Origin of the sequence: Enterococcus sp. AZ079 (assembly GCF_050547255.1) — a bacterium.
In the GTDB taxonomy this organism is placed as follows: Bacteria; Bacillota; Bacilli; order Lactobacillales; family Enterococcaceae; genus Enterococcus_D; species Enterococcus_D casseliflavus.
The window spans coordinates 3,452,014-3,474,010 of record NZ_CP172955.1 but is presented as its reverse complement, the minus strand read 5'-3'; the positions used below and the strand labels follow the sequence as shown (position 1 = coordinate 3,474,010).

The window sequence follows — 21,997 nt, the reverse complement described above, 5'->3', positions numbered from 1 at the left end:
CGTATTTCTTTATGAGGGGGTACGAAAAATGACGATTTTCGTGTTTTTTTTAGGCGCTTTACTCGGCTTCTTTTGGCTTTTGCTCTTACAAACCCTGTTTTGGAATCTACCAAAAAGTGATTCTCGTTCTCACTACCAGAAAGTGAACAAAGTTTCGGATAACCATTGGTTTCTTCTCCTTCCTACAAGATGGCTTTCATCCCCGCTTTATTGGGTCTTCGCTTGCATATGCTATGGCGGACTTTTCGGGGTTGCCTTTCATGCTTCAGAAAGCTTCCTGGCTTTTGTCTGGCTGACCAGTGCCTTTTTACTCAGCTTGACCGACTTGATAGACTATAGCGTCTACCCGCAACTGCTGTACCCCGCCCACCTACTGCTAGCGCTGGCACAGCTTAGAAGCGGCGCTTCTTTTCAATGGCTGTCTTTAGGCTTGCTGGTTCCACTGGTCTTTTTTGTCTGGCAGGAAAAAATGGGCGGCGGCGATCTCTTAGTGCTGGCAGGCTGGGGCACTTGGCTAGCGCCAAAGACACTTTTGGCCCTCTTACTAGTAGCCAGCAGTCTCGGTCTCCTCGCTTTTTTTAGCTATCAAGGCATCTGGAAGAAACGATTGGCGCAGTTGCCCTTCGTCCCCTTCTTGAGTCTGGGTTTGCTGACTGTTCGCTTCCTAGCGTTTCATACTTTTGACGGTTTTTTTCTTTGAAGTGAAGAAAAACGGGACAGGAAAAAGCGGGACAAGTTGGCCTCATCCCGCTTTCTCTTTCTGCTCTGTTGCTTCCCCTGCCTATGATAACGGCGTCCGTTTTTTGCGATCAAGGTAGATGCCTACTGCGATTACTACTAACAACAGTCCCAAGACGACCCAACCAGCGGTCGTGGTGTCATTGGTTTTCGGTAAGTTGTCAGTTCCCGGCTTCGGTGTTTTGCCTTCTTTGACACGATTGTTGAATACCATCTCTGCCGTTTGCTCCGCTTCAGCCACCAATTTTCCTGCTTGATCTTTGACGGTGACCGTTACTTGATAGGTGGTTTCATCATAGATGATCGTGGCGTCGTTGCCAGCTTTTTCACGAATCGTGTAACGATGTTCCCCAGCATCGTCATACGTCAATGCATCAAAGGTAATCGTTCCATTTGCGTCATTGTGTTTGGTTTGCAGAACCTTTCCAGCTTCATCCACTAATTCAAATGCGAATTCGTTGGCTTGCAAGTCTCTACCCGTCAAGACTTTCTTCGCACTTAGTACGACACTGCCTGCTTGTGGTTGGTAGCTGTTTTCGAAGACTTGATCGCCTTCGTATTCGGCAACTGCCGTGAGCTGTCCAGCTTCATCCGTCACGGTCACAACTACCGCCAGCTCTTTTGTATCGTAGGTGATGGTGCCATCGCTGTCTATTTTCTCACGGATGGTGTAGTGGTATTCGCCTGCTTCATCATATGCGAGAGCATCGAAGTAGATCTTGCCGGTTGCGTCATTGGCTTTTGTTTGAAGTACGTTGCCTTCTTCATTGACTAGTTCAAAGGCGAATTCATTTGCTTGTAGTGTACGACCAGTTAAGACTTTCTCGGCACTTAGTACGACACTGCCAGCTTGTGGTTGATAGCTGTTTTCAAAGACTTGATTGCCTTCGTATTCCGCAACTGCCGTGAGCTGTCCGTCTTCATCCGTTACAGTGACAACTACCGCCAGTTCTTTCCTATCGTACGTAATCGTGCCATCGATTCCTGCTTTCTCACGGATGGTATAGTGGTACTCACCTGTTTCCTCGTAAGGGAGCGCGTCAAAGTAGATCTTGCCCGTGGCATCGTTGGCTTTTGTTTGAAGAACAGTTCCGTCTTCATCCACCAGTTCAAAATCGAATTCATTTGCTTGCAAGGTACGGCCCATCAATACTTTCTCAGCACTTAGTACGACGCTGCCTGCTTGTGGTTGATAGCTGTTTTCAAAGACTTGGTTGCCTTCGTATTCGGCAACTGCCGTGAGCTGTCCATCTTCATCCGTTACGGTCACAACTACCGCAAGTTCTTTTGCATCATACGTGATCGTACTATTGTTGCCAGCTTGTTCACGGATAGTATAGCGGTATTCGCCCGCTTCGACATATGCAAGAGCATCGAAGTAGATCTTGCCAGTGGCGTCGTTGGCTTTTGTTTGAAGAACGTTCCCTTCTTCATCCACTAGTTCAAATGCGAACTCATCTGCTTGTAAGGTACGACCTATCAAGACTTTCTCGGCACTTAGTACGACACTGCCTGCTTGTGGCGTATAGTCGTTTTCAAAGACTTGATTGCCCTCATACGTTGCTGTTGCCACCAGTTGCCCGTCTTCATCGGTGACTCTCACAACAACACCAATTTCTTTCGTATCATAGGTAACGGTACTATCTGCACCAGCTTTTTCCCGAATCGTATAGCGGTATTCGCCGATTTCGTCATATGTCAATTCATCGAAATAGATTTGACCAATTGCGTCATTGCTTTTCGTCTGTACTACATCACCTGCTTCATCGACTAGTTCAAAGGCAAACTCGTTGGCTTCTAACGCGCGTCCCGTCAACACTTTCTCTACATTCAAGACCACACCGCCAGCTTTTGGCGTATAGTCATTTTCAAAGACTTGATTGCCTTCGTATTCGGTAACTGCCGTGAGCTGTCCGTCTTCATCAGTGACGGTCACAAATACCGCAAGTTCTTTTGCATCGTAAGTGATGGTGCCGTCAGTTCCTGCTTTCTCACGAATGGTGTAGTGATACTCACCTGTTTCCTCGTAAGGGAGCGCGTCAAAGTAGATCTTGCCCGTGGCATCATTGGATTTTGTCTGAAGTACATTGCCTGCTTCATCGACTAGTTCAAAATCGAATTCATTTGCTTGTAAGGTACGACCAGTTAAGACTTTCTCGGCACTTAGTACGACACTACCAGCTTTTGGTTGATAGCTGTTTTCGAAGACTTGATTGCCTTCATATTCCGCTACTGCAGTCAACTGCCCGTCTTCATCCGTGACGGTCACAACTACCGCAAGTTCTTTTGCATCGTAGGTGATGGTGTCGTCAGTTCCGGCTTTCTCACGGATGGTGTAGCGGTATTCACCTGCTTTATCGTAAGGAATAGCGTCAAAGTAGATCTTGCCCGTGGCATCATTGGCTTTTGTCTGAAGCACAGTTCCTGCTTCATCAACTAGTTCAAAGTCAAATTCTTCTGCCTGCAAGCTTCGACCCGTCAAAATTTTCTCAGCATTCAAAACGACACTGCCAGCTTTTGGTGTATAGTCATTTTCAAAGACTTGATTGCCTTCATAGACTGCTGTCGCAATCAACTGACTGTCTTCTTCTGTCACCGTCACAGTTACCTTTAGTTCTTTGTCAGTATAGGTGATGGTTGGATCATCGCCGGCTTTTTCCCGAATCGTGTAATGGTAATCGCCAGGCTCATTGTAAGTGATGTCGTCAAAGGTGACTTGTCCGTTACCGTCATTGGTTTGGGTTAGAATCACAGAGCCAGCTTCATCCACCAGGTAGAAAGTAAATTCGCCGTCTTTCAGCTCGCGTCCATGAAGCAGCTTCTGGACATTCAAAGTATGGGTCGTTTCTTTGATTTCTCGCTTGTTGGCTAGCTCAAAGACATAATTGACTTCTTTATCAGAGATAGTGAAGGTGTACTGAGTCGCATCTCGTTCGTATCCTTCTGGTGCGGTGATTTCTTGGATCATATAATCGCCGTAACGCAGATTGTCGATCCGATCAATGGCGTTGCCGTTTTCCATGATTTGATTGTTTTTGACCACCAGATTCGACAAGATGACTTCATAGGTATTTTGCGCATTTTTGCGGCTTAATTGGAAAACCGCTTCTTCATCGATCCCTCGTTCTTTGGTGCCATCGGCATCGTATTTCACGATCGTCAAGGAGCCATTCGTCCCAGAAGAGGTTCCGCTGCCGTCTGTCGATTTGATGGTGATTTCTTTGGTCACTGTGTGAATCTCGATCTCACTACCCGTTAAATTGACACTATTGGCCACCCGTTCATTGTTCAAAATCCCAGGATCAAGCTGTGTTTGATAAACGATAAAGTACGGTTTATCAATCATTTCTTCAAAAGCGATCACTAACGATTGCGTCCCTGCTACCACATCCGAGGTGATTTTCGGATTGTCCTCGTTGGTGAAGGTGACTTTTTCTCCTTTTTCCCAAGTGCCATTGTTTAAGACCGCTTCATACACCTCTACGATCACGGCATCGTTGGCATCGCGTAAAAAGGTGTGCTGATTGTAGTTGATGGTATCGGTAACTACCGCATTGTGGATTTTGCGACTGTCAGCGTTGATCATGATTTCCCAATCGATCAACCGATTGTTGTCGGCATTCTGGCTGCCGTTTTTCATCAACCAGTCCGTTTTTGCGGACTTGTCGACTTGGCCATCGGCAGTCAAGGTTGTGTCATTGTCCGTCAATGTGATGGTATTTTTGTAGGTAAATACCTCTTCAGCTGCTTCGGTTGCCAAGAAGACCGCCAGTGTTTCAGACGTTTCTTTCAGCAAGGTGATCGTAACTTTCTTCGTATCAGGATCATAGGTGTAGATGTAATCCTCGTTCTCCACCAATTGTTCTTTCAGCGCTCTGACTTGCGTCGTATACCCAGTTACTGTGACCGTGTAAAGCGCCAAGTCTTTCAAGGTTTGGCCTTCTTGCAGCTGGTCAGTGATGACTGCATCTTTGTTGATTTTTTCTTTGTACGTATTGAATAGCCCCATCCAATAGACTTGATCGCTCGAAGCGGTCTGCTCATCAAAAATAGTTCCTAGATTCCGACCTAATACGGCGGTAATCGCTTTAGCGACATCTTCCCCTTCACCAATAAATAGGCCGTATTTCAAGGCATTTTTTAACCAACTGGTGTCCATCCATGTATTGGTTTCAGAAGCTTCCGTGAACGTATTGCCAGCTTCGTCTTTATAATGGACAAACGCTGCATTACTAAAACGTCCGGTAGAGCTGCCCGGTAACGTACCCTGTTGCACGATATCAAAGCTAGTTTTGAAATTAACAGTGATCATTGCCGAAGTCGTTTGGTACGCCCCTTGCAACTTGATGCGAAAACCCGTCTCAAGTTCCTTCGTTGTGCCATCCGTCAGTGTTTTCGTTTCTTTGATCAGCTCCAGCGTATAGTCGGTATCAAGAACCAAAGGCTCGGTCACGCCGCTCGCCGTCACTACCAGCGTATCCGCCAACAAGGCCAGTGCGCTGCTGTTTGCGCCAGAAATCAATTGATAGCGGTCTTCGATGATCAGGTCGCTAACTGTTTGCTGATTCGTATTGGCATCAATCTTCCATGCGACAGTCTTTGTCTCATAATCTTTGGTGCCAGCTGTTTTCACGACACCGATCGTTTTGGTTGGCGTCACGATCCCACTGCCCGTCAACGAGGTATTTTGATTGTCGCGGACCGAAGCGTAGTTGTAAATACGGGTATCGGCTAAAACCGATTCATACAGCTGGGTATCGTATTGAATCTTGTAGTAACCAGCTTTGGCAAACGTAATACCAAAGCGTACGATTTCCCCCTCTTTGTCCAGCTGGTACGTCCCATCAAAGGACCAATCTTCTGCTGGAATCGAGTTACCATCTTTGTCCGTGATCACCAAAGTCTCTGGCACAAAAAAGTGCAGGGCTTTTTCAGGATCCGTTCCTGAATAGGTCTGATCCAAAACTTTGGCTTGGTCTTTGTCCAATGTGACGGAAATTTCCCATGACGCACGTTTCGTTTCTTGATCATACCCTTTGAACCGTTTGTATTCTGATTGTTCATCATAGGTCACCGTTGCTTCTGCGGTTTTTTCGGTAAAATCGCTACCGTTGATTGTTGCCGTGTTTTTGAAAGAAGAAGCCGTTGGATCGGTGACTGCACTGTTGATGACGATGCGGACCGGTTGATTGACGGTTTGATTGAAGGTAAACGTGTTGTTGACGCTGTTAAAGGTATATAAGCCATCGGTTCGAACCCACTCTTCGGTAGCTTCATCGTACAAGTAGCCCGTCGAGGTACTATAAGATAAGCCTTGGGGCATCTTATCGGTGATCACCACATCGTGCAATTCACGACTGGTTTGGTTAAAAATAATTTCCCAGACCACTGAACCGCTGGAAGTCACATTACCAGTCTTAATGATATCGAATTCATAAATCGGCAATGTAATGATGATCTCAAGACCATCTTCATCGTAGATCCCAGTATGAATCGTCACTTCTTCAGTAACAGTACTCACACTTAATTCCGTGATCAGATCAATGGTCCCCGAACGATTGGATAATGTCTGTGCGGCCTCATTAAACGTGACAGTCAATGTACCATCATGATCCAAGGTAAAGGTTCCGATCGATTGTCCGCCAGAACGAGTCAATTCGCCGCTAACGGTATTATGAATGGCAAAATAGTCTGGCAATTGATACGTATAATAATCGCCTGCGCGAATTTCTTCCGTGTCTGCTAACGACCAGTCAAAATTGATTTTGATGTTGCCGTTATACATCGGCGGATTTTCGGCAGTGAAGGGTTGATCGTTTAAGTCAGTGATCCGAACATTATCAAATAGCTGCACGCCCCGTTCATTTAGGTTGGCACTAAGATTCTCCGCGGTAGCCGAAGCTTCCGTGTCATTCTCAGCATCTGGTGCTCGCGGTTGAATACTGTTTTGATTCAATGTCGAAGATGCTTGGGTTTCTTGACTCTCGCTAGGGACGGTAGTTGGTGCTTCTGTAGATTGAGTAGTCGTAGGTTGTGTTTCCTCTGTCCCAGATGAGTCCGTCGGTGCTTTTTCCGAATCGATCGTTTCGCTCTCTGCTTCGCTACTTGCTAGCGTTTCTGTCGTCCGTTGCGTGCTATCGGTTGCGTTAAGTGCTTCCGCCAATATGATTGTTGGTTCACAAACAATTGAACCAAGCAACACCAGCAAACATATATAGATAGAAAATGGCTTTTTCATGATTATTCATTCCTTTTGTATAAAGTTTTTTTATTCAATTGATTTCGGAAGTGCTCCACGAATAAAATTGTTCAACAGTGAGCAAGATATCCCAACAAACAACTGCTTTTTTCCCCCTCCCCATGATTCTACGATTTAGGTCTTTGCTACTTGCATCAAACGTGTTACTACTATCCCACACTTCTATTTTCCCAAATGATCACGTGACGATGTATTCAAAAAAATTCAACAGGTAATTTTTTTGAATACATGTAAAAACATGATACTATTTAGTCAAAAGGAGGCTTGGAGGAAAATATGTTACGGAAATTGTTATCATCCACTTCACAAAAGAAACTACTGCTGATTGAGTATTTATTGGACGATCAAGGGACCAGTCTTCACGATTTAGCACTGAAATTTTCTATCTCCATGTCCTCAGCAAAAACCTATATCGCAGAAATTGACAATGAATTTTCGTTTCTGGACTTACAATTTGATGATTTTTCAGCAGTTCGCTTGCACTTACATCCCTTTGCTACTCGTTTGGATATTTACAGCCACTTTTTGAACCGTTCTTCTGCGTTTCAATTACTGGAATTATTGTTTTCTTCCAGTTTTACCAGTTATGATATGCTGGCGCTGGAATTAAATTTAAGCAAATCATCGATTATTCGTTTAATTAAGAGGATCAACTTGATTCTGGCTCCTTTTGATTTCTTTATCGCAACCAAACCTATCCAGTTAAAAGGCAATGAAAAGAATATTCGCCAATTTTTTCTGATTTTCTTCTTGGAGAAATACCAATATGAATTTATCGACGCCAACATCAATCAAGAACAGGAATTTTTGAAAATCGCCCATATTATGGCAGCAGCGACGCCTTTAAATCTCTATTTTTCCGATATCAAAAAGATCGCTTTTGTCATCTATATCAATACGAAGCGTGACCGTTTTGCTGCCTCTGAAACCAATGCGGATCATATCGAGTATTTTTTAGAAAAAATCGACTTGAGTGAATTTACTGGCTACACCCGTGCCTATGTAGAAAAAATGGTTGGCTATGTCACGACGCACATTGGGCAAGACCCCGCTGTCTTTCGCAAAACCAAACAAGAATTTTATCATTTGACGAAGCAATTGTTTCGAAAATACAACTACCGTGAAAGTAATTTTGAAGAAAAGCTGGATGCCGTCGTCTTTTCCTATTTTCTTGGGATCAATCTGCAGGTTCCTTACTGCATTTTGGATGATCGCTTCGCCCGCTTTGTTGCTAATTGTGATTTTGTTCAGCAAGCAGTCAACCAAGACATCGTTCAGCTTTTGACCCATTCGAGTTTACCGATCATTCGACCAAGTACGATCAATTATCTGATTTATATTTTTCATACTTCTTTTCCCAATTTTGCCAAAGAAATCATCGACGCCAATGCTGGCTTTCGCTTAGCCTTGTTTTATGATACGAATAGTTATCATACTGAATTTATCCAAACAAAGATCCAGCAGTTTATTCCCTATCAGCTAACGATCACGATCTTAAATCCCCTCGATTCGTTTTCTCTGACTATGCTGGATGAGACCTATGATCTGATCATCGGCAATCTGACACCTTCCAGTAGAAAAAATCTGTTTCATTATGCGGATATCAATCTGACTTCAAATGACTTGGCTTTTATTGCGCAGCAGATTCAGGAAAAAGGGATTCGTAAGCTACAAGAAAAGAATGCGCAATAACAAAAAACACCCTCGAAAAGCCGCAATTTAGCGATTTTTCGAGGGTGTTTTTTGTTGTTTATTTACTGTTTAATTTTGTTCACTACGCCATGGCTGGACGTTTTGCTGGCGATACAGAGCTGCTTTCCCAATTGCATTGAAGAGGGTCATTTTTTGCGTAACCACTGCTTTGGCTGCCTCAATACATTCTGGGTAAATGGCATTTGGATCCCACAATTCCGTTTCTGCTAAGATTTGGCGGCATTTTTTATAAAAGGCGTATTTATAGTCAGAGGAGATATTTACTTTTTGGATACCGATTGCCACTGCCTGAGCGATTTCTTCATCGGGATTGGCCGATCCGCCATGCAACACCAATGGGATATCGACACGATCTTTGATTTCTTGCAAGACATCCATTTTTAATTCCGGTTTGATATCTTTTGGATAAATACCATGGGCAGTTCCAATCGCAACTGCTAGTGTATCAATGCCTGTCTTCTCAATGAATTCTTGTGCATCTTCTGGACGAGTATAAATCACTTCGGAGACGCCCCCTTCAACGGAGGTTCCGGTATTACCGATCGTTCCCAGCTCGCCTTCGACAGATACCCCAATCGGATGGCAAATCTCGGTAATCTGTTTTGTCAGAGCAATATTTTCTTCAAAAGGCAGCAACGACCCATCGATCATCACTGAGCTGAACCCACAATGGATCGCCCGCATAATACTCGCCAGACTGTCGCCATGATCCATATGGATCACGATTGGCACAGAACTGTTTTTCGCTCTGGAAACTGCATAGTGGAAAAATTCATCCTTTGTAAAGGCCAATTCTGTGGGGTGGACCGCAATGATGGCTGGTGCATCGTTTTCTTCCGCTGCTTCGATAACGACGCGTAAGAAGTTGCTGTCTGCGACGTTAAAGGCACCAACAGCAAATTGATTTTCTTTGGCAACGGTCAGTAATTGTTTCATATTGATCAACATATAAGTGTGCTCCATTCTTTTTTAAAGTGATTTGTTTTTTGATCCAGATAATTCGATATACTCTTTGACGACTGCTTTTCCTGCTTCGATGGTTTGGTGGATCAGGGTCGGATAATCGCTCTCGGGATAAGCATCCAGCTGTTGGTGCAGGGCATTTCTTTGGGCTTTCATAAAATCAGCCCCTACATTGATTTTATTGATTCCTAGTGCCACGGAACGCAAGATATTTTCTCTGCCGGCTCCCGAGCCACCATGCAAAACCAGCGGCAGGTCAGTGGCTTCTTTGATGGTTTGAACGATATCAAAGCGAAATGCCGGGCGGTACCCTGCTGGATAATCCCCATGACTGGAGCCGTAAGAAAGAGCGAGACAGTCGACCCCGGTTGCTCGAATAAAATGGATGGCTTCCTCTGGATCGGTATACATCCCATCGCTGGTATACTGATCCCCAGCCACTGCTCCCATGTCCCCAACTTCTGCTTCGACACTGGCATTATAGGCTTGCGCAAATTGCACGATCTCTTTGGTGATGGCGATGTTTTTTTCTAAAGGATGCATAGAGGCATCCATCATAACGCTTGAGAACCCTTCGTGGAGACATTGTTTGACGAAGGCGATATCCTGTCCATGATCCAGATTGATGGCAACCTCCACATTGACATTTTCCGCCATTCGAACGATCGGCTGGGTTAAGTAGCGATAATCCAGATGGGCCTTTAAATGGTCTTGGAGCAAGTCGACTATAATGGGTGCATGTGATTCTGCCGCGGCATCGATTACAGCTTTAGCGGTTTCCAAGTTAAAACAATTGATCGCCATAACCGCATAGTTTTCTCGATTGGCTTTTTGCAGCATCTCTTTCATTGATACATACATTTTCTTCGCTCCTTCTCTTAAGAAATTTCAATCGACGAAAAGTCAACGTCTTCTTCCTCTTCCACGATCGGCGTTTCAACGGGTGCCTTTTTCAAGGCAAACAGCAAAACACCGGTAATGGCAGAACCAATCAGTAGCGCAATGGTAAATTTCAGTGGATCCGTCATGGCAGGAATGATGAAGACCCCACCGGATGGTACTGGTGAACCGACACCCCAAATCATACTTAGACCACCGCCGACGGCTGCTCCGACCGTACAAGAAAAAATGACGCGAAACGGATCAACGGCAGCGATCGGGATCACCCCTTCTGTGATCATACAAAGACCCATTGGAAAAGCGATCTTGATGTTGTCTTCTTCTTCCGTAGAATATTTGGGTCGGCGTAAGAGACGAGAGAGGACCCAAGAGATCGTAACACCGAATGGCGGCACCATTGAGGCTAAAATTTTCACGGCTTCGGGTTCTTGAATGCCTTCCAATAATAGCCCATCAGCAAATAGCGAGGCGACTTTGTTGACGGGGCCGCCAAAATCAAAGGCAGCCATACCACCGACAATCGCGCCAAATAAGAAATTTCCCGAGCCTTGCAGATTCGTTAAGAAGGTAGTCAACGCCTCAGTAGCCCACACGATCGGTACACCGATGACGAAGAACATCAAAGCACCAACGATCAGTGTCGACAAGACCGGTACGATCATCATTGGCATCAGACCTTGTGCCCAACGTGGTACTTTAAGGTTTTTTACTAAGAATAAGACCAGATAACCTGCGAGATAGCCTCCTAACATTCCCCCTAAAAAGCCTGCACCAATCGCATTGGCAATCAGTCCCATAAAAAGACCAGGAGCGATTCCTGGACGATCGGCAATGGAATAGGCGATCGCGGCAGCGATCACTGGCGCCAGCAGTCCCATCCCTAAAACCCCCAGCGAGACCAGTGCATCCGGGATCGTATAGGCAGCATCGTAATTTTCAATGACCGTGCCGTTGGCAAGATTTCCGATAGCGATTAAAAGCCCAGCTGTTACAACGACCGGCAACATATACGAGATGGCGGTTAAGGCATGTTTTTTCAACTGCAGCTGTTTCATCATTTGTTTCATCCCCCTTTGAATTTAAGTCGTTAAAACATTCGTTGATTCATCCCTGATTTAATTTTTCTTCAATCGTTTCAAGCAAACGCTTAGGCGCTTTGATCACCATACTAGTTGGAATTTCTACTATTCGCTTGCCTTCAAAACGGTCTCTGCCGCCGATTTTGATATCTGCCGCAATAATGACAACATCGGCTGCTTGAATATCTGCTTCCGTCAATTCACTTTCTGTCCCGATGGTTCCTTGGGTTTCGATATGGACTTCATGACCAAGTTCTTTCGCAGCTGTTTCGATTTTTTGCTTAGCGATATACGTATGAGCGATGCCTGAAGTACAAGCAGCTACACCAACGATTTTCATCTCTTCTCCCCCTTTCTTAGTTTTCTGCCATTGGATCTTTAGCAAGCAAGGCCATCATTTGATCCTTTGTCCCTGACGCAACGAGACGATCAATAAACGATTCATCCGCTAGTAGCATCGCTACTTTTTGCAGCAGCTTGATATGCATCGTATTGGCATCGGTATTTTTGACTGCAAACAAGATGATTACTTGAACGGGCGCTTCATCGATGGACTCCCACTCAAGCGGACGCTTGGTTTTTCCGATCACTAAGGAAGTCTTTTTCACACTGTCTGACTTTCCATGTGGGATTGCTAAGCCATGTCCGATACCGGTCATTCCTTCCGTTTCTCGGGCAAAGACATCTTGGGTGAACCCTGCTAAATCGGTAATTATTTGGTTTTCATATAAAAGTTCAGACAGTTCAGTGATCGCTTCTTCTTTTGAATTCGCTCCCATTTCCATCTTGATAAGATTGGGATTGATTACATCTGCGATGCTGAACGTTTGGATCGTTTGGCTTTCGTTTTTCATCTTTACATCTCTCCTAATAGTTGTTTGACTCGCTTTTCATCCTGTTTGGTAAATACCGAATTGACTAAAATCGTCGGCACCTGCGTTTCTACTGGCAAATTAATGGTGGTTAAGATCAAATCGATATTCTGGTAGTCTTGCGCATGCTTTCGGTACATACGAGCGGAAAGCACATCCACGATATCCAGTTCAGGAAATGCTCGTTGGACTTTGACTTTTAGCAGCTCAGAAGTCCCTACGCCGCTGCTGCACATGATTAAGACTCGCTGTCTGCGCCGACGAATGACTTTAAATTTCACAAAATACAGCACCAAGAAACCAATCTCGTCTTCCGATATGGGATTCGTTCCATAGGTTTTCTCTACTTCCTTGCTGACTTGTGCCACTTGCTCAAAAATCCTTGGGTACTCTAGTTGAATGTCATTTAGCAGACCGTTTTTCACGATAATTTTATTCTTTAGCCGATAGAGCATCGGCTGAATATGGCAAAGTAGATCGGTCTTGTCTGTTTGCTGGTTCAATTGAATACCCAGTGCTTTTTCCATCTGCTTAGTAAAAAACTCCGTGATTTCGCTGGCTTCTTTTGTCAGATTGGTCATTGCCAAGGGTTTGTTTTCCACTCTGGAAGACACTAGATACTGGTAGAGATAAAATACCTCACTTTCTGGCAGCTCCGTCACGAGATAGGCATTGATTCTTTCAATCACTTGTTGGGCAATTTGATAAAACTCTTGGTGCTGTTCAATCAAATGTTGTTCTTCCTCATCTAAACCCTCAATTATCTCTTCGCGGTCAATTTCTCCTTCCCTCATTCGTAAAATCAGAATATACAGATGCGAGAAAATATTCATGTTGTAAGGATACGCAATACTGTTCGCGAGTTTTCGCTCAATGAATTCAAGAATTGAGGTAATAAAGTTGATATCAAAGGCATTGATGGGATATTTTTGCGTGACCATTTCTTCATTCCACACATGGGTTTTCGTAAAGAGATCATTGACACAGCGACGGATATTTTTTTCGGTACCAATCACTGCAATTCTCTTATCGGATCGGATCAACTGGAGTTCAAAGTACTGAAAATATTCCGAAAGACGATTGATATCACTACTTATCACTGCTTCACTCAAATAGTAATGAGCGAACAACTCTTTGATCATTAAACGCTTTGGTGATTTAAACAATAAATGCAGGGCAATCGCATGACGTCGCTCAAGCGGCTCATCATGTTGATCCGTTTCTTGATTTTCAATCGTGCCTCTGAGATATGCTTCATAATCCAAACAAAATCCTTTGCCGATTTCAGACCGAATGATTTCTGAACCAGCAGCCTCATTGATCCGCTTGATCGTCCGGTAAATGGTTTTCGTTGAAACCTTAGCAGCTGTGGCTAGTTCATTAGCGGTCAAATTCATCCCCTGTATCATAAACTGCTCAATCAAACGTGTTTCTCTCTTGCTCAGCTTCATACTGTCTCCCTCCGTATCTTTACTATAGCCTTCTTTGGCTCAAGTATTTCTTAATCGATGTCCACTGATTTGGACATTTCAAAAATAACGCTTTCATTAATCGTTCCAAATGCCCTTTTTCTAGGATAAAAGAAGGACGCATTCTTTTTCGTAACATTTTCTTTTGCTAAACAAAAAAAGCTTGCCATTCCGAAGAATGACAAGCTTTTCCGTCACACTGAGTCAATCAGGTGCTGGGCATTGATTAGTTTTGGCTATTCAATGCGTCTTCAGCAGCCATTTGTGCTTCGATGTCTGAGATGCTGTAGACATTTTCGCTGGCAACTGTTACTTCTTTTGGTTCCATTTCACGGTAACGAGGCATACCAGTACCAGCTGGGATGATCTTACCGATGATAACATTTTCTTTCAATCCAAGAAGTGGATCTTTCTTGCCGCGGATCGCTGCATCGGTCAACACACGAGTGGTTTCTTGGAAGGACGCAGCAGACAAGAAGCTGTTGGTTTCCAAGGATGCTTTCGTGATCCCTAGTAGGACTGGACGGCTAGTTGCAGGAACGCCGCCGGCTACCAATGTGTCGTAGTTGCGGTCTTTAAAGTCGGCGATATCCAACAATGTTCCTGGCAAGATGCCTGAATCACCTGGATCCATGACGCGGACTTTACGCAGCATTTGACGAACCATTACTTCGATATGTTTGTCGCCGATTTCTACCCCTTGCATCCGGTAAACGCGTTGAACTTCCCGTAATAGGTAGTTTTCAACAGACAAGACATCGCGAACTTGTAACAGTTGTTTTGGATCGATCGAACCTTCTGTCAATGGTGCACCACGATGGATAAAGTCGCCTTCTGCTACTTTCATCCGGGCAGTATAAGGAACGGTATACGTACGCGTATCGGTTTCCCCTTTGATGGTCACTTCTTTGGTCCGAGTTGAAGGGTCTTCTGAGATATCGATGACTTCTCCGGTAACTTCGGTAATGACCGCTTGTCCTTTCGGATTACGGGCTTCAAAGATTTCTTGGACACGAGGGAGACCTTGCGTGATATCGTCTCCGGCAACCCCTCCGGTATGGAAGGTACGCATGGTCAACTGAGTACCAGGTTCACCGATTGATTGGGCAGCGATGGTACCGACTGCTTCCCCAACTTCAACTTCAGAACCAGTGGCTAAGTTGCGGCCATAACAATGTTTACATACACCATGTTTGGTGTTACATGTAAAGACAGAGCGAATGGATACTGTTTCGATACCAGCGTCCACGATGGCTTTAGCTAAATCTTCAGTGATCAATTCATTGACCCCTAGAAGGACTTCGCCAGTTTCAGGATGGATCACTGATTTACGTGTGTAACGTCCAATCAAACGTTCTTCTAAGGATTCGATGATCTCGTTTCCTTCGCGAATTGCTTGAATGTCTAAACCACGGTCAGTACCACAATCGTCTTCACGGATGATGACATCTTGGGCAACGTCAACGAGACGACGTGTCAAGTAACCGGAATCGGCTGTTTTCAAGGCGGTATCGGTCATCCCTTTACGGGCACCATGGGTCGAGATAAACATTTCTAAGACAGACAGACCTTCACGGAAGTTTGAGATGATCGGCAACTCCATGATTCGTCCGTTAGGCGCGGCCATCAATCCACGCATCCCAGCAAGCTGAGTAAAGTTGGAGATGTTACCACGGGCACCGGAATCAGACATCATGAAGATTGGGTTTTTCGCTTCCAATGATTCCATCAGTTTTAACTGAATTTCATCTTTGGCTGCATTCCAAACACCAATAACTCGTTCATAACGCTCGTCATCGGTAATCAACCCACGACGGAATTGTTTCGTGATCGTTTCTACTTGTTTGTGGGCATTGTCGATGATTTCATGTTTTTCGTGCAAGTTCATGATATCAGCGATACCAACGGTGATACCCGCCATTGTTGAGTGGCTGTATCCTAAGTCTTTCATGCGGTCAAGCATGCGTGACGTTTCAGTGATGCGGAAACGTTTGAAGACTTCTGAAATGATGTTTCCTAAGTTTTTCTTCTTGAATGGGCCAACAAGCTCTTGTTCTTTGATGAAGGCAGGCACATCTGTACCAGCTTCAATAAAGTACTTGTCTGGTGTTTGAACCGTCAAGTTGTAGTCTGTCGGTTCGTTCAGGAATGGGAATTCTGGTGGCATGATCGAGTTAAAGATCACTTTACCCACCGTTGTTACCATCAAGCGTTGTTTTTGTTCAGACGTGAATGGTTTGTCCCCTAAAGTGTTTGGATTGATGGCGATCCGTGTGTGTAAATGCACGTAGCCATTGCGCCATGCCGTAACTGCTTCGTCCATGTCACGGAAGATCATGCCTTCCCCTTCACGGCCTTCTTCTTCCATCGTCAAGTAGTAGTTCCCTAGGACCATATCCTGAGATGGTGTTACAACTGGTTTTCCGTCTTTTGGATTCAAAATGTTTTGGGCTGCTAACATCAGCATACGTGCTTCTGCTTGCGCTTCTTCGTTCAATGGTACGTGAACGGCCATTTGGTCTCCATCGAAATCGGCATTGTAGGCTTCACAAACAAGTGGGTGCAAACGAATGGCACGGCCTTCAACTAAGACTGGTTCAAATGCTTGGATACCTAATCTGTGAAGCGTAGGTGCCCGGTTCAATAGCACTGGATGTTCTCTGATAACATCTTCTAAGACATCCCAAACTTCGTCTTCTTGACGTTCGATTTTGCGTTTGGCATTTTTGATGTTTGACGCGATTTCACGAGAAACAAGTTCCCGCATCACGAATGGTTTGAACAATTCGATCGCCATTTCTTTTGGCAGACCACATTGGTACATTTTCAGGAATGGACCAACGACGATAACTGAACGACCTGAGTAGTCGACCCGTTTTCCTAGCAAGTTTTGACGGAAACGACCTTGTTTCCCTTTCAACATGTGAGAAAGAGATTTCAATGGGCGGTTCCCTGGCCCTGCAACTGGACGGCCGCGACGACCGTTATCGATCAAGGCATCGACTGCTTCTTGCAGCATCCGTTTTTCATTTTGAACGATGATGTTTGGTGCATTCAAGTCTAACAAGCGTTTCAAACGGTTGTTACGGTTGATTACACGACGATACAAGTCGTTCAAGTCACTTGTGGCAAAACGTCCACCTTCTAATTGCACCATTGGACGCAAATCAGGCGGGATAACTGGGATAACGTCCATGACCATCCAGCTTGGTTTGTTTCCTGAAGCACGGAATGCTTCTAAGATGTCCAAACGGCGGATCGCACGGGTCCGTTTTTGACCAGTCGCGTTTTTCAATTCTTCTTTTAATTCAGCAACTTCGCCTTCAAGATCAACGCCATCTAATAATTGTTTGATGGCTTCGGCACCCATCGCTGCTGAAAATTCTTGACCGTATTGGTCACGTTTTTCACGGTATTCCCGTTCAGTCAATAGTTGTTTTTTCTCAAGGCTGGTGTTTCCTGGTTCAATCACTACGTATGAAGCAAAGTAGATGATTTCTTCCAATGCACGTGGGCTCATGTCTAAGACAAGACCCATCCGTGAAGGAATGCCTTTGAAGTACCAAATGTGTGATACTGGTGCTGCTAGTTCAATGTGTCCCATGCGTTCACGACGCACTTTTGAACGTGTTACTTCCACGCCGCAACGGTCACAAACGATGCCTTTATAGCGGATCCGTTTGTATTTGCCGCAAGCACATTCCCAGTCTTTGGTTGGACCGAAAATACGCTCGTCAAACAACCCTTCGCGTTCAGGTTTTAACGTACGGTAGTTAATGGTTTCTGGTTTTTTTACTTCACCATAAGACCAGCTTCTGATTTTTTCAGGAGAAGCCAAACCGATTTGCATACTTTCGAATTTATTTACATCGATCAAAAAAGGTTCCCTCCATTTCATTTCATGGACATATCCGATAGAACGGGGGCTATTTCCGCTAGTGGCGGAAATAGCGAGGGCCGTCTATTATTGCAAGCGATCTTCTGCTGTCTCGATTTGTTGGTTCAACGCGTCGGCGGCATTTTTAGCTTCTGTTTGTGCTTTTTGTTCTAATTCACGGGCTGTTTGTTGCTCCGCAAATTTTGTTAAGGCATCAACGGTGATCAAATCATCATCGTCATCATCCATATCACGCAGTTCGATCTCTGCATCATCGATATCTAGGACACGCATGTCTAGACCCAGTGATTGCAATTCTTTTACTAATACGCGGAATGATTCTGGTACACCTGGTTTTGGAATTGGTTCCCCTTTGACGATCGCTTCGTATGTTTTCACACGACCAACCACGTCATCTGATTTGTAGGTCAAGATTTCTTGCAAGGTGTAAGCAGCACCGTATGCTTCCAGTGCCCAAACTTCCATCTCTCCGAAACGTTGTCCACCAAATTGGGCTTTTCCTCCCAATGGTTGTTGAGTAACCAATGAGTAAGGTCCAATGGAACGGGCATGCAATTTATCATCGACCATGTGGGCCAATTTGATCATGTACATGACACCAACGGAGATGCGGCCATCAAATGGTTCGCCGGTACGTCCGTCGTAAAGCACTGTTTTGGCATCGCTGGCCATTCCTGCTTCAGCAACCGTTGCCCAAACATCTTCATCGCTGGCACCATCAAAAACTGGTGTCGCCACGTGAATGCCTAGTTGACGCGCAGCCATTCCTAAGTGTAACTCTAATACTTGTCCAATGTTCATCCGAGAAGGTACCCCTAATGGGTTCAGCATGATATCGACTGGTGTGCCATCTGGTAAGAAAGGCATGTCTTCTTCTGGCATAATGCGAGAAACGACCCCTTTGTTTCCGTGACGTCCGGCCATTTTATCCCCTTCATGGATTTTCCGTTTTTGAACGATATAAACGCGAACCAGCATGTTCACACCTGGTGACAATTCATCGCCAGCTTCGCGGGTAAAGATTTTGACATCGTGGACGATTCCTCCGCCGCCGTGAGGCACACGTAGAGAAGTGTCACGCACTTCGCGGGCTTTTTCACCAAAGATTGCGTGCAACAAACGCTCTTCTGCTGAAAGTTCCGTTACCCCTTTTGGCGTGACTTTCCCAACAAGCAGATCGCCATCTTTGACTTCCGCACCAATGCGGATAATCCCCATTTCGTCTAGGTCTTTCAATGCGTCTTCCCCAACGTTCGGGATTTCGCGAGTGATTTCTTCAGGTCCTAATTTTGTGTCGCGGGCTTCTGATTCATATTCTTCAATATGGACAGAAGTGTAAACATCATCTTTCACCAAACGACGGCTCATGATGATGGCATCTTCATAGTTGTACCCTTCCCAAGTCATGAATGCGACTAAGACGTTTTGTCCTAGTGCCATTTCGCCTTGTTCCATAGATGGGCCATCTGCTAAGATGTCGCCTTTTTCCACTTTTTCACCAAGTGCTACTAATGGACGTTGGTTGTAGCTGGTTCCTGAGTTTGAACGACGGAATTTGGTAACAGAATAAACGTCCAATGCGCCATTGTCACGACGAACGCGCACTTCGGCTGCATCCACGTATTCTACGATTCCATCATGTTTACATAACAAAGCAGCTCCTGAGTCATGTGCTGATTTGTATTCCATACCAGTACCAACCCAAGGTGCTTTCGGATTGATCAATGGTACAGCTTGCCGCTGCATGTTGGCACCCATCAAGGCACGGTTGGAGTCATCGTTTTCCAAGAAAGGAATACATGCGGTTGCGACTGCGACTACTTGTTTTGGTGATACGTCCATGTAGTCGACTTTATCGATCGAAACTTCCAAGTTTTCAGAAGTAGCACGCGCCATAACAACGTCGTTTACGAAAGAGCCGTCTTCATTTAACAAGCTGTTTGCTTGGGCCACAACGTAGTGGTCTTCGGTATCGGCAGTCAAGTAATCGATCTTGTCAGTAACACGGCCTGTTTCGCGGTCAACTCGACGGTATGGTGTTTCAATGAAGCCATACTTGTTGACTTTGGCATAAGAGGCCAAGCTGTTGATCAACCCGATGTTTGGTCCCTCAGGCGTTTCGATCGGACACATACGGCCATAGTGGGAATAGTGAACGTCTCGGACTTCATAGCCGGCACGGTCACGGGTCAAACCACCAGGTCCTAAGGCAGATAGACGACGTTTATGGGTCAACTCACCCAGTGGGTTTGTTTGGTCCATGAACTGTGACAACTGAGAAGAACCAAAGAATTCTTTGATACTTGCGACAACCGGACGAATATTGATCAATTGTTGCGGTGTCAAGGTTTCGGTGTCTTGGATCGACATCCGTTCACGCACGACACGTTCCATCCGAGCAAGCCCGATCCGGAATTGGTTTTGCAATAATTCACCAACAGAACGAATCCGACGGTTTCCTAAGTGGTCGATGTCATCGACATTGCCAATGCCTTCCATCAAGTTGAAGAAGTAGCTCATTGAAGCAATGATGTCTGCTGGACGAACCGTACGTGTAGCAGTATCTGGATAGCCATTACCGATCACGTTGACTTCTTGTTCTGGATCTTTTGGTGAAAAGACTTTGATGACTTGGACGGTCATTGGTTCGGTAACGACCCCATCTTCTGATGGATAGTACGTTACACTGTTTAGGCCATTATCGATAAATGCGCCTAGTGTTTCCATGACTTGGTGAGTCAAAACAGTGCCTTTTTCAACAATGATCTCGCCTGTTTCAGGGTCAACCAAGGTTTCTGCTAAGGTCAAGTTCAATAGACGTGTTTTCAAGTCTAATTTTTTGTTTACTTTGTAACGACCAACATTTGCTAAGTCGTAACGTTTTGGATCGAAGAAACGTGCGTTCAGCAAGCTGCGTGAGCTGTCTGCTGTTTTTGGCTCGCCTGGACGAAGACGTTCGTAAACATCTTTCAATCCTTCTTCGGTACGAGAATCGCTTGCGTTTTTATGCAAGTCTTTTTCGATCGTGTTGCGCAATGATTCACTGTCGCCGAAAATTTCAAAGATCGTATCATCAGAACCAAACCCTAGGGCACGGACTAAGACCGTCAAAGGAATTTTACGGGTACGGTCAATCCGTACGTAAGAGATATCTTTGGCATCAGTTTCCATTTCTAACCACGCACCGCGGTTAGGGATAACAGTTGAACCAAAGCCTTCTTTGCCGTTTTTATCGACTTTGCCATGGAAATATACACCTGGAGAGCGGACCAACTGAGAAACGATAACCCGTTCTGCCCCGTTGATGATAAAAGTTCCTTGTTCAGTCATTAATGGGAAATCACCAAAGAATACTTCTTGGGATTTGATTTCCCCAGTTTCACGGTTCGTCAAACGCAAAGTAACATGTAATGGTGCAGAATAGTTTGCATCATGGGCACGGGCTTCTTCTACTGTATACTTTGGTTCTTTCAATTCATAATCCACAAATTCTAGGGACAAGTTACCGTTGAATCCTTCGATTGGCAAAATATCTTCAAACATTTCTCTTAGGCCCTCATCTAGGAACCATTGGTAAGAGTCGGTTTGAATTTCAATCAAATTCGGTAATTCTAATACTTCACTGATCCGTGCGAAACTTCTACGTTCGCGATGCTTTCCGTATTTTACTACGTGTCCAGCCAAGCTCTTCACCTCTTCATAAAGTCTTTCAAAAAGGCTATCCGATTATTTACAAAACTGTAACAAATATTAAATATAGGTTACAGAAAGCATTTTTTGCGGCTTTTAGGCAAAAAAAAACCAAAAATAGAACGGATGCATTGGGCATTTTCTACTTTTGTTTCCTTATTCCTAAGCCGAAACGGACAATATTTCGTTTCTGCTTTTTTCGTTCAGATAGTTTTTGCAACTCCTTATTATACAGATGAAGTACTTTTCTGTCAAGCTCTCATTGGAAGTTACAATGCTTTTCTGACGCACCCATTTCCTAAGATTTTCTAAAGAAAAAAACAAGGCTGGTGAGGACTGTTTTTCGTAAGAAACTACTTTGCTTTTTGCCGATTTCTTGCTATGCTAACGAAAACGTTACACGTGAAACATTAGGA

The 21,997-nt window shown here is 44.7% G+C and carries 11 protein-coding genes; 2 read left to right on the top strand and 9 right to left on the bottom strand.

Annotated elements, in window-relative coordinates; all coding sequences use genetic code 11:
- Positions 1-28 precede the first annotated feature (28 nt).
- Entirely contained in the window at positions 29-700 is a 672-nt protein-coding gene (locus tag IGJ15_RS16500; RefSeq protein ID WP_010748883.1) for a prepilin peptidase, read from the top strand.
- Between the two features lie 81 nt (positions 701-781).
- Here IGJ15_RS16500 and IGJ15_RS16495 read toward each other — a convergent pair whose 3' ends face one another.
- The gene (locus tag IGJ15_RS16495) at positions 782-6,976 is read right to left on the bottom strand and encodes a Spy0128 family protein (protein ID WP_010748882.1); all 6,195 of its coding nucleotides are present in this window, start codon (positions 6,974-6,976) and stop codon (positions 782-784) included.
- A gap of 297 nt (positions 6,977-7,273) precedes the next feature.
- Between IGJ15_RS16495 and IGJ15_RS16490 the strand changes: the two genes are divergently transcribed.
- Positions 7,274-8,689 carry a helix-turn-helix domain-containing protein gene (locus tag IGJ15_RS16490; protein WP_010748881.1) on the top strand — a complete coding sequence of 472 codons (1,416 nt, stop codon included), beginning with the start codon at positions 7,274-7,276 and terminating at the stop codon, positions 8,687-8,689.
- Positions 8,690-8,758: 69 nt separating this feature from the next.
- On the opposite strand, the gene IGJ15_RS16485 is transcribed toward IGJ15_RS16490, so the two are convergent.
- From IGJ15_RS16485 to rpoB, 8 genes are all read right to left on the bottom strand, one after another.
- Positions 8,759-9,658 carry a ketose-bisphosphate aldolase gene (locus IGJ15_RS16485; protein ID WP_005230365.1) on the bottom strand — a complete coding sequence of 300 codons (900 nt, stop codon included), beginning with the start codon at positions 9,656-9,658 and terminating at the stop codon, positions 8,759-8,761.
- A 21-nt stretch (positions 9,659-9,679) separates the two neighbouring features.
- Complete coding sequence (locus tag IGJ15_RS16480; RefSeq protein ID WP_010748880.1) at positions 9,680-10,534, bottom strand: class II fructose-bisphosphate aldolase; 855 nt, start codon at positions 10,532-10,534, stop codon at positions 9,680-9,682.
- Between the two features lie 17 nt (positions 10,535-10,551).
- Positions 10,552-11,631 (bottom strand): PTS fructose transporter subunit IIC, encoded by a 1,080-nt coding sequence (locus tag IGJ15_RS16475; protein ID WP_010748879.1) that lies wholly within the window; start codon positions 11,629-11,631, stop codon positions 10,552-10,554.
- Between the two features lie 46 nt (positions 11,632-11,677).
- Positions 11,678-11,992 carry a PTS fructose transporter subunit IIB gene (locus tag IGJ15_RS16470; protein ID WP_010748878.1) on the bottom strand — a complete coding sequence of 105 codons (315 nt, stop codon included), beginning with the start codon at positions 11,990-11,992 and terminating at the stop codon, positions 11,678-11,680.
- A 16-nt stretch (positions 11,993-12,008) separates the two neighbouring features.
- Positions 12,009-12,506 (bottom strand): PTS sugar transporter subunit IIA, encoded by a 498-nt coding sequence (locus IGJ15_RS16465; protein ID WP_010748877.1) that lies wholly within the window; start codon positions 12,504-12,506, stop codon positions 12,009-12,011.
- A 2-nt stretch (positions 12,507-12,508) separates the two neighbouring features.
- Positions 12,509-13,975 carry a BglG family transcription antiterminator gene (locus IGJ15_RS16460; RefSeq protein WP_010748876.1) on the bottom strand — a complete coding sequence of 489 codons (1,467 nt, stop codon included), beginning with the start codon at positions 13,973-13,975 and terminating at the stop codon, positions 12,509-12,511.
- A 244-nt stretch (positions 13,976-14,219) separates the two neighbouring features.
- Positions 14,220-17,870, bottom strand: coding sequence for a DNA-directed RNA polymerase subunit beta' (gene rpoC / locus IGJ15_RS16455; protein WP_034871965.1), 3,651 nt, complete (start codon positions 17,868-17,870; stop codon positions 14,220-14,222).
- Positions 17,871-17,957: 87 nt separating this feature from the next.
- Positions 17,958-21,575, bottom strand: a complete 3,618-nt coding sequence (gene rpoB, locus IGJ15_RS16450; protein ID WP_008381746.1) for a DNA-directed RNA polymerase subunit beta — start codon at positions 21,573-21,575, stop codon at positions 17,958-17,960.
- Positions 21,576-21,997: the final 422 nt, after the last annotated feature.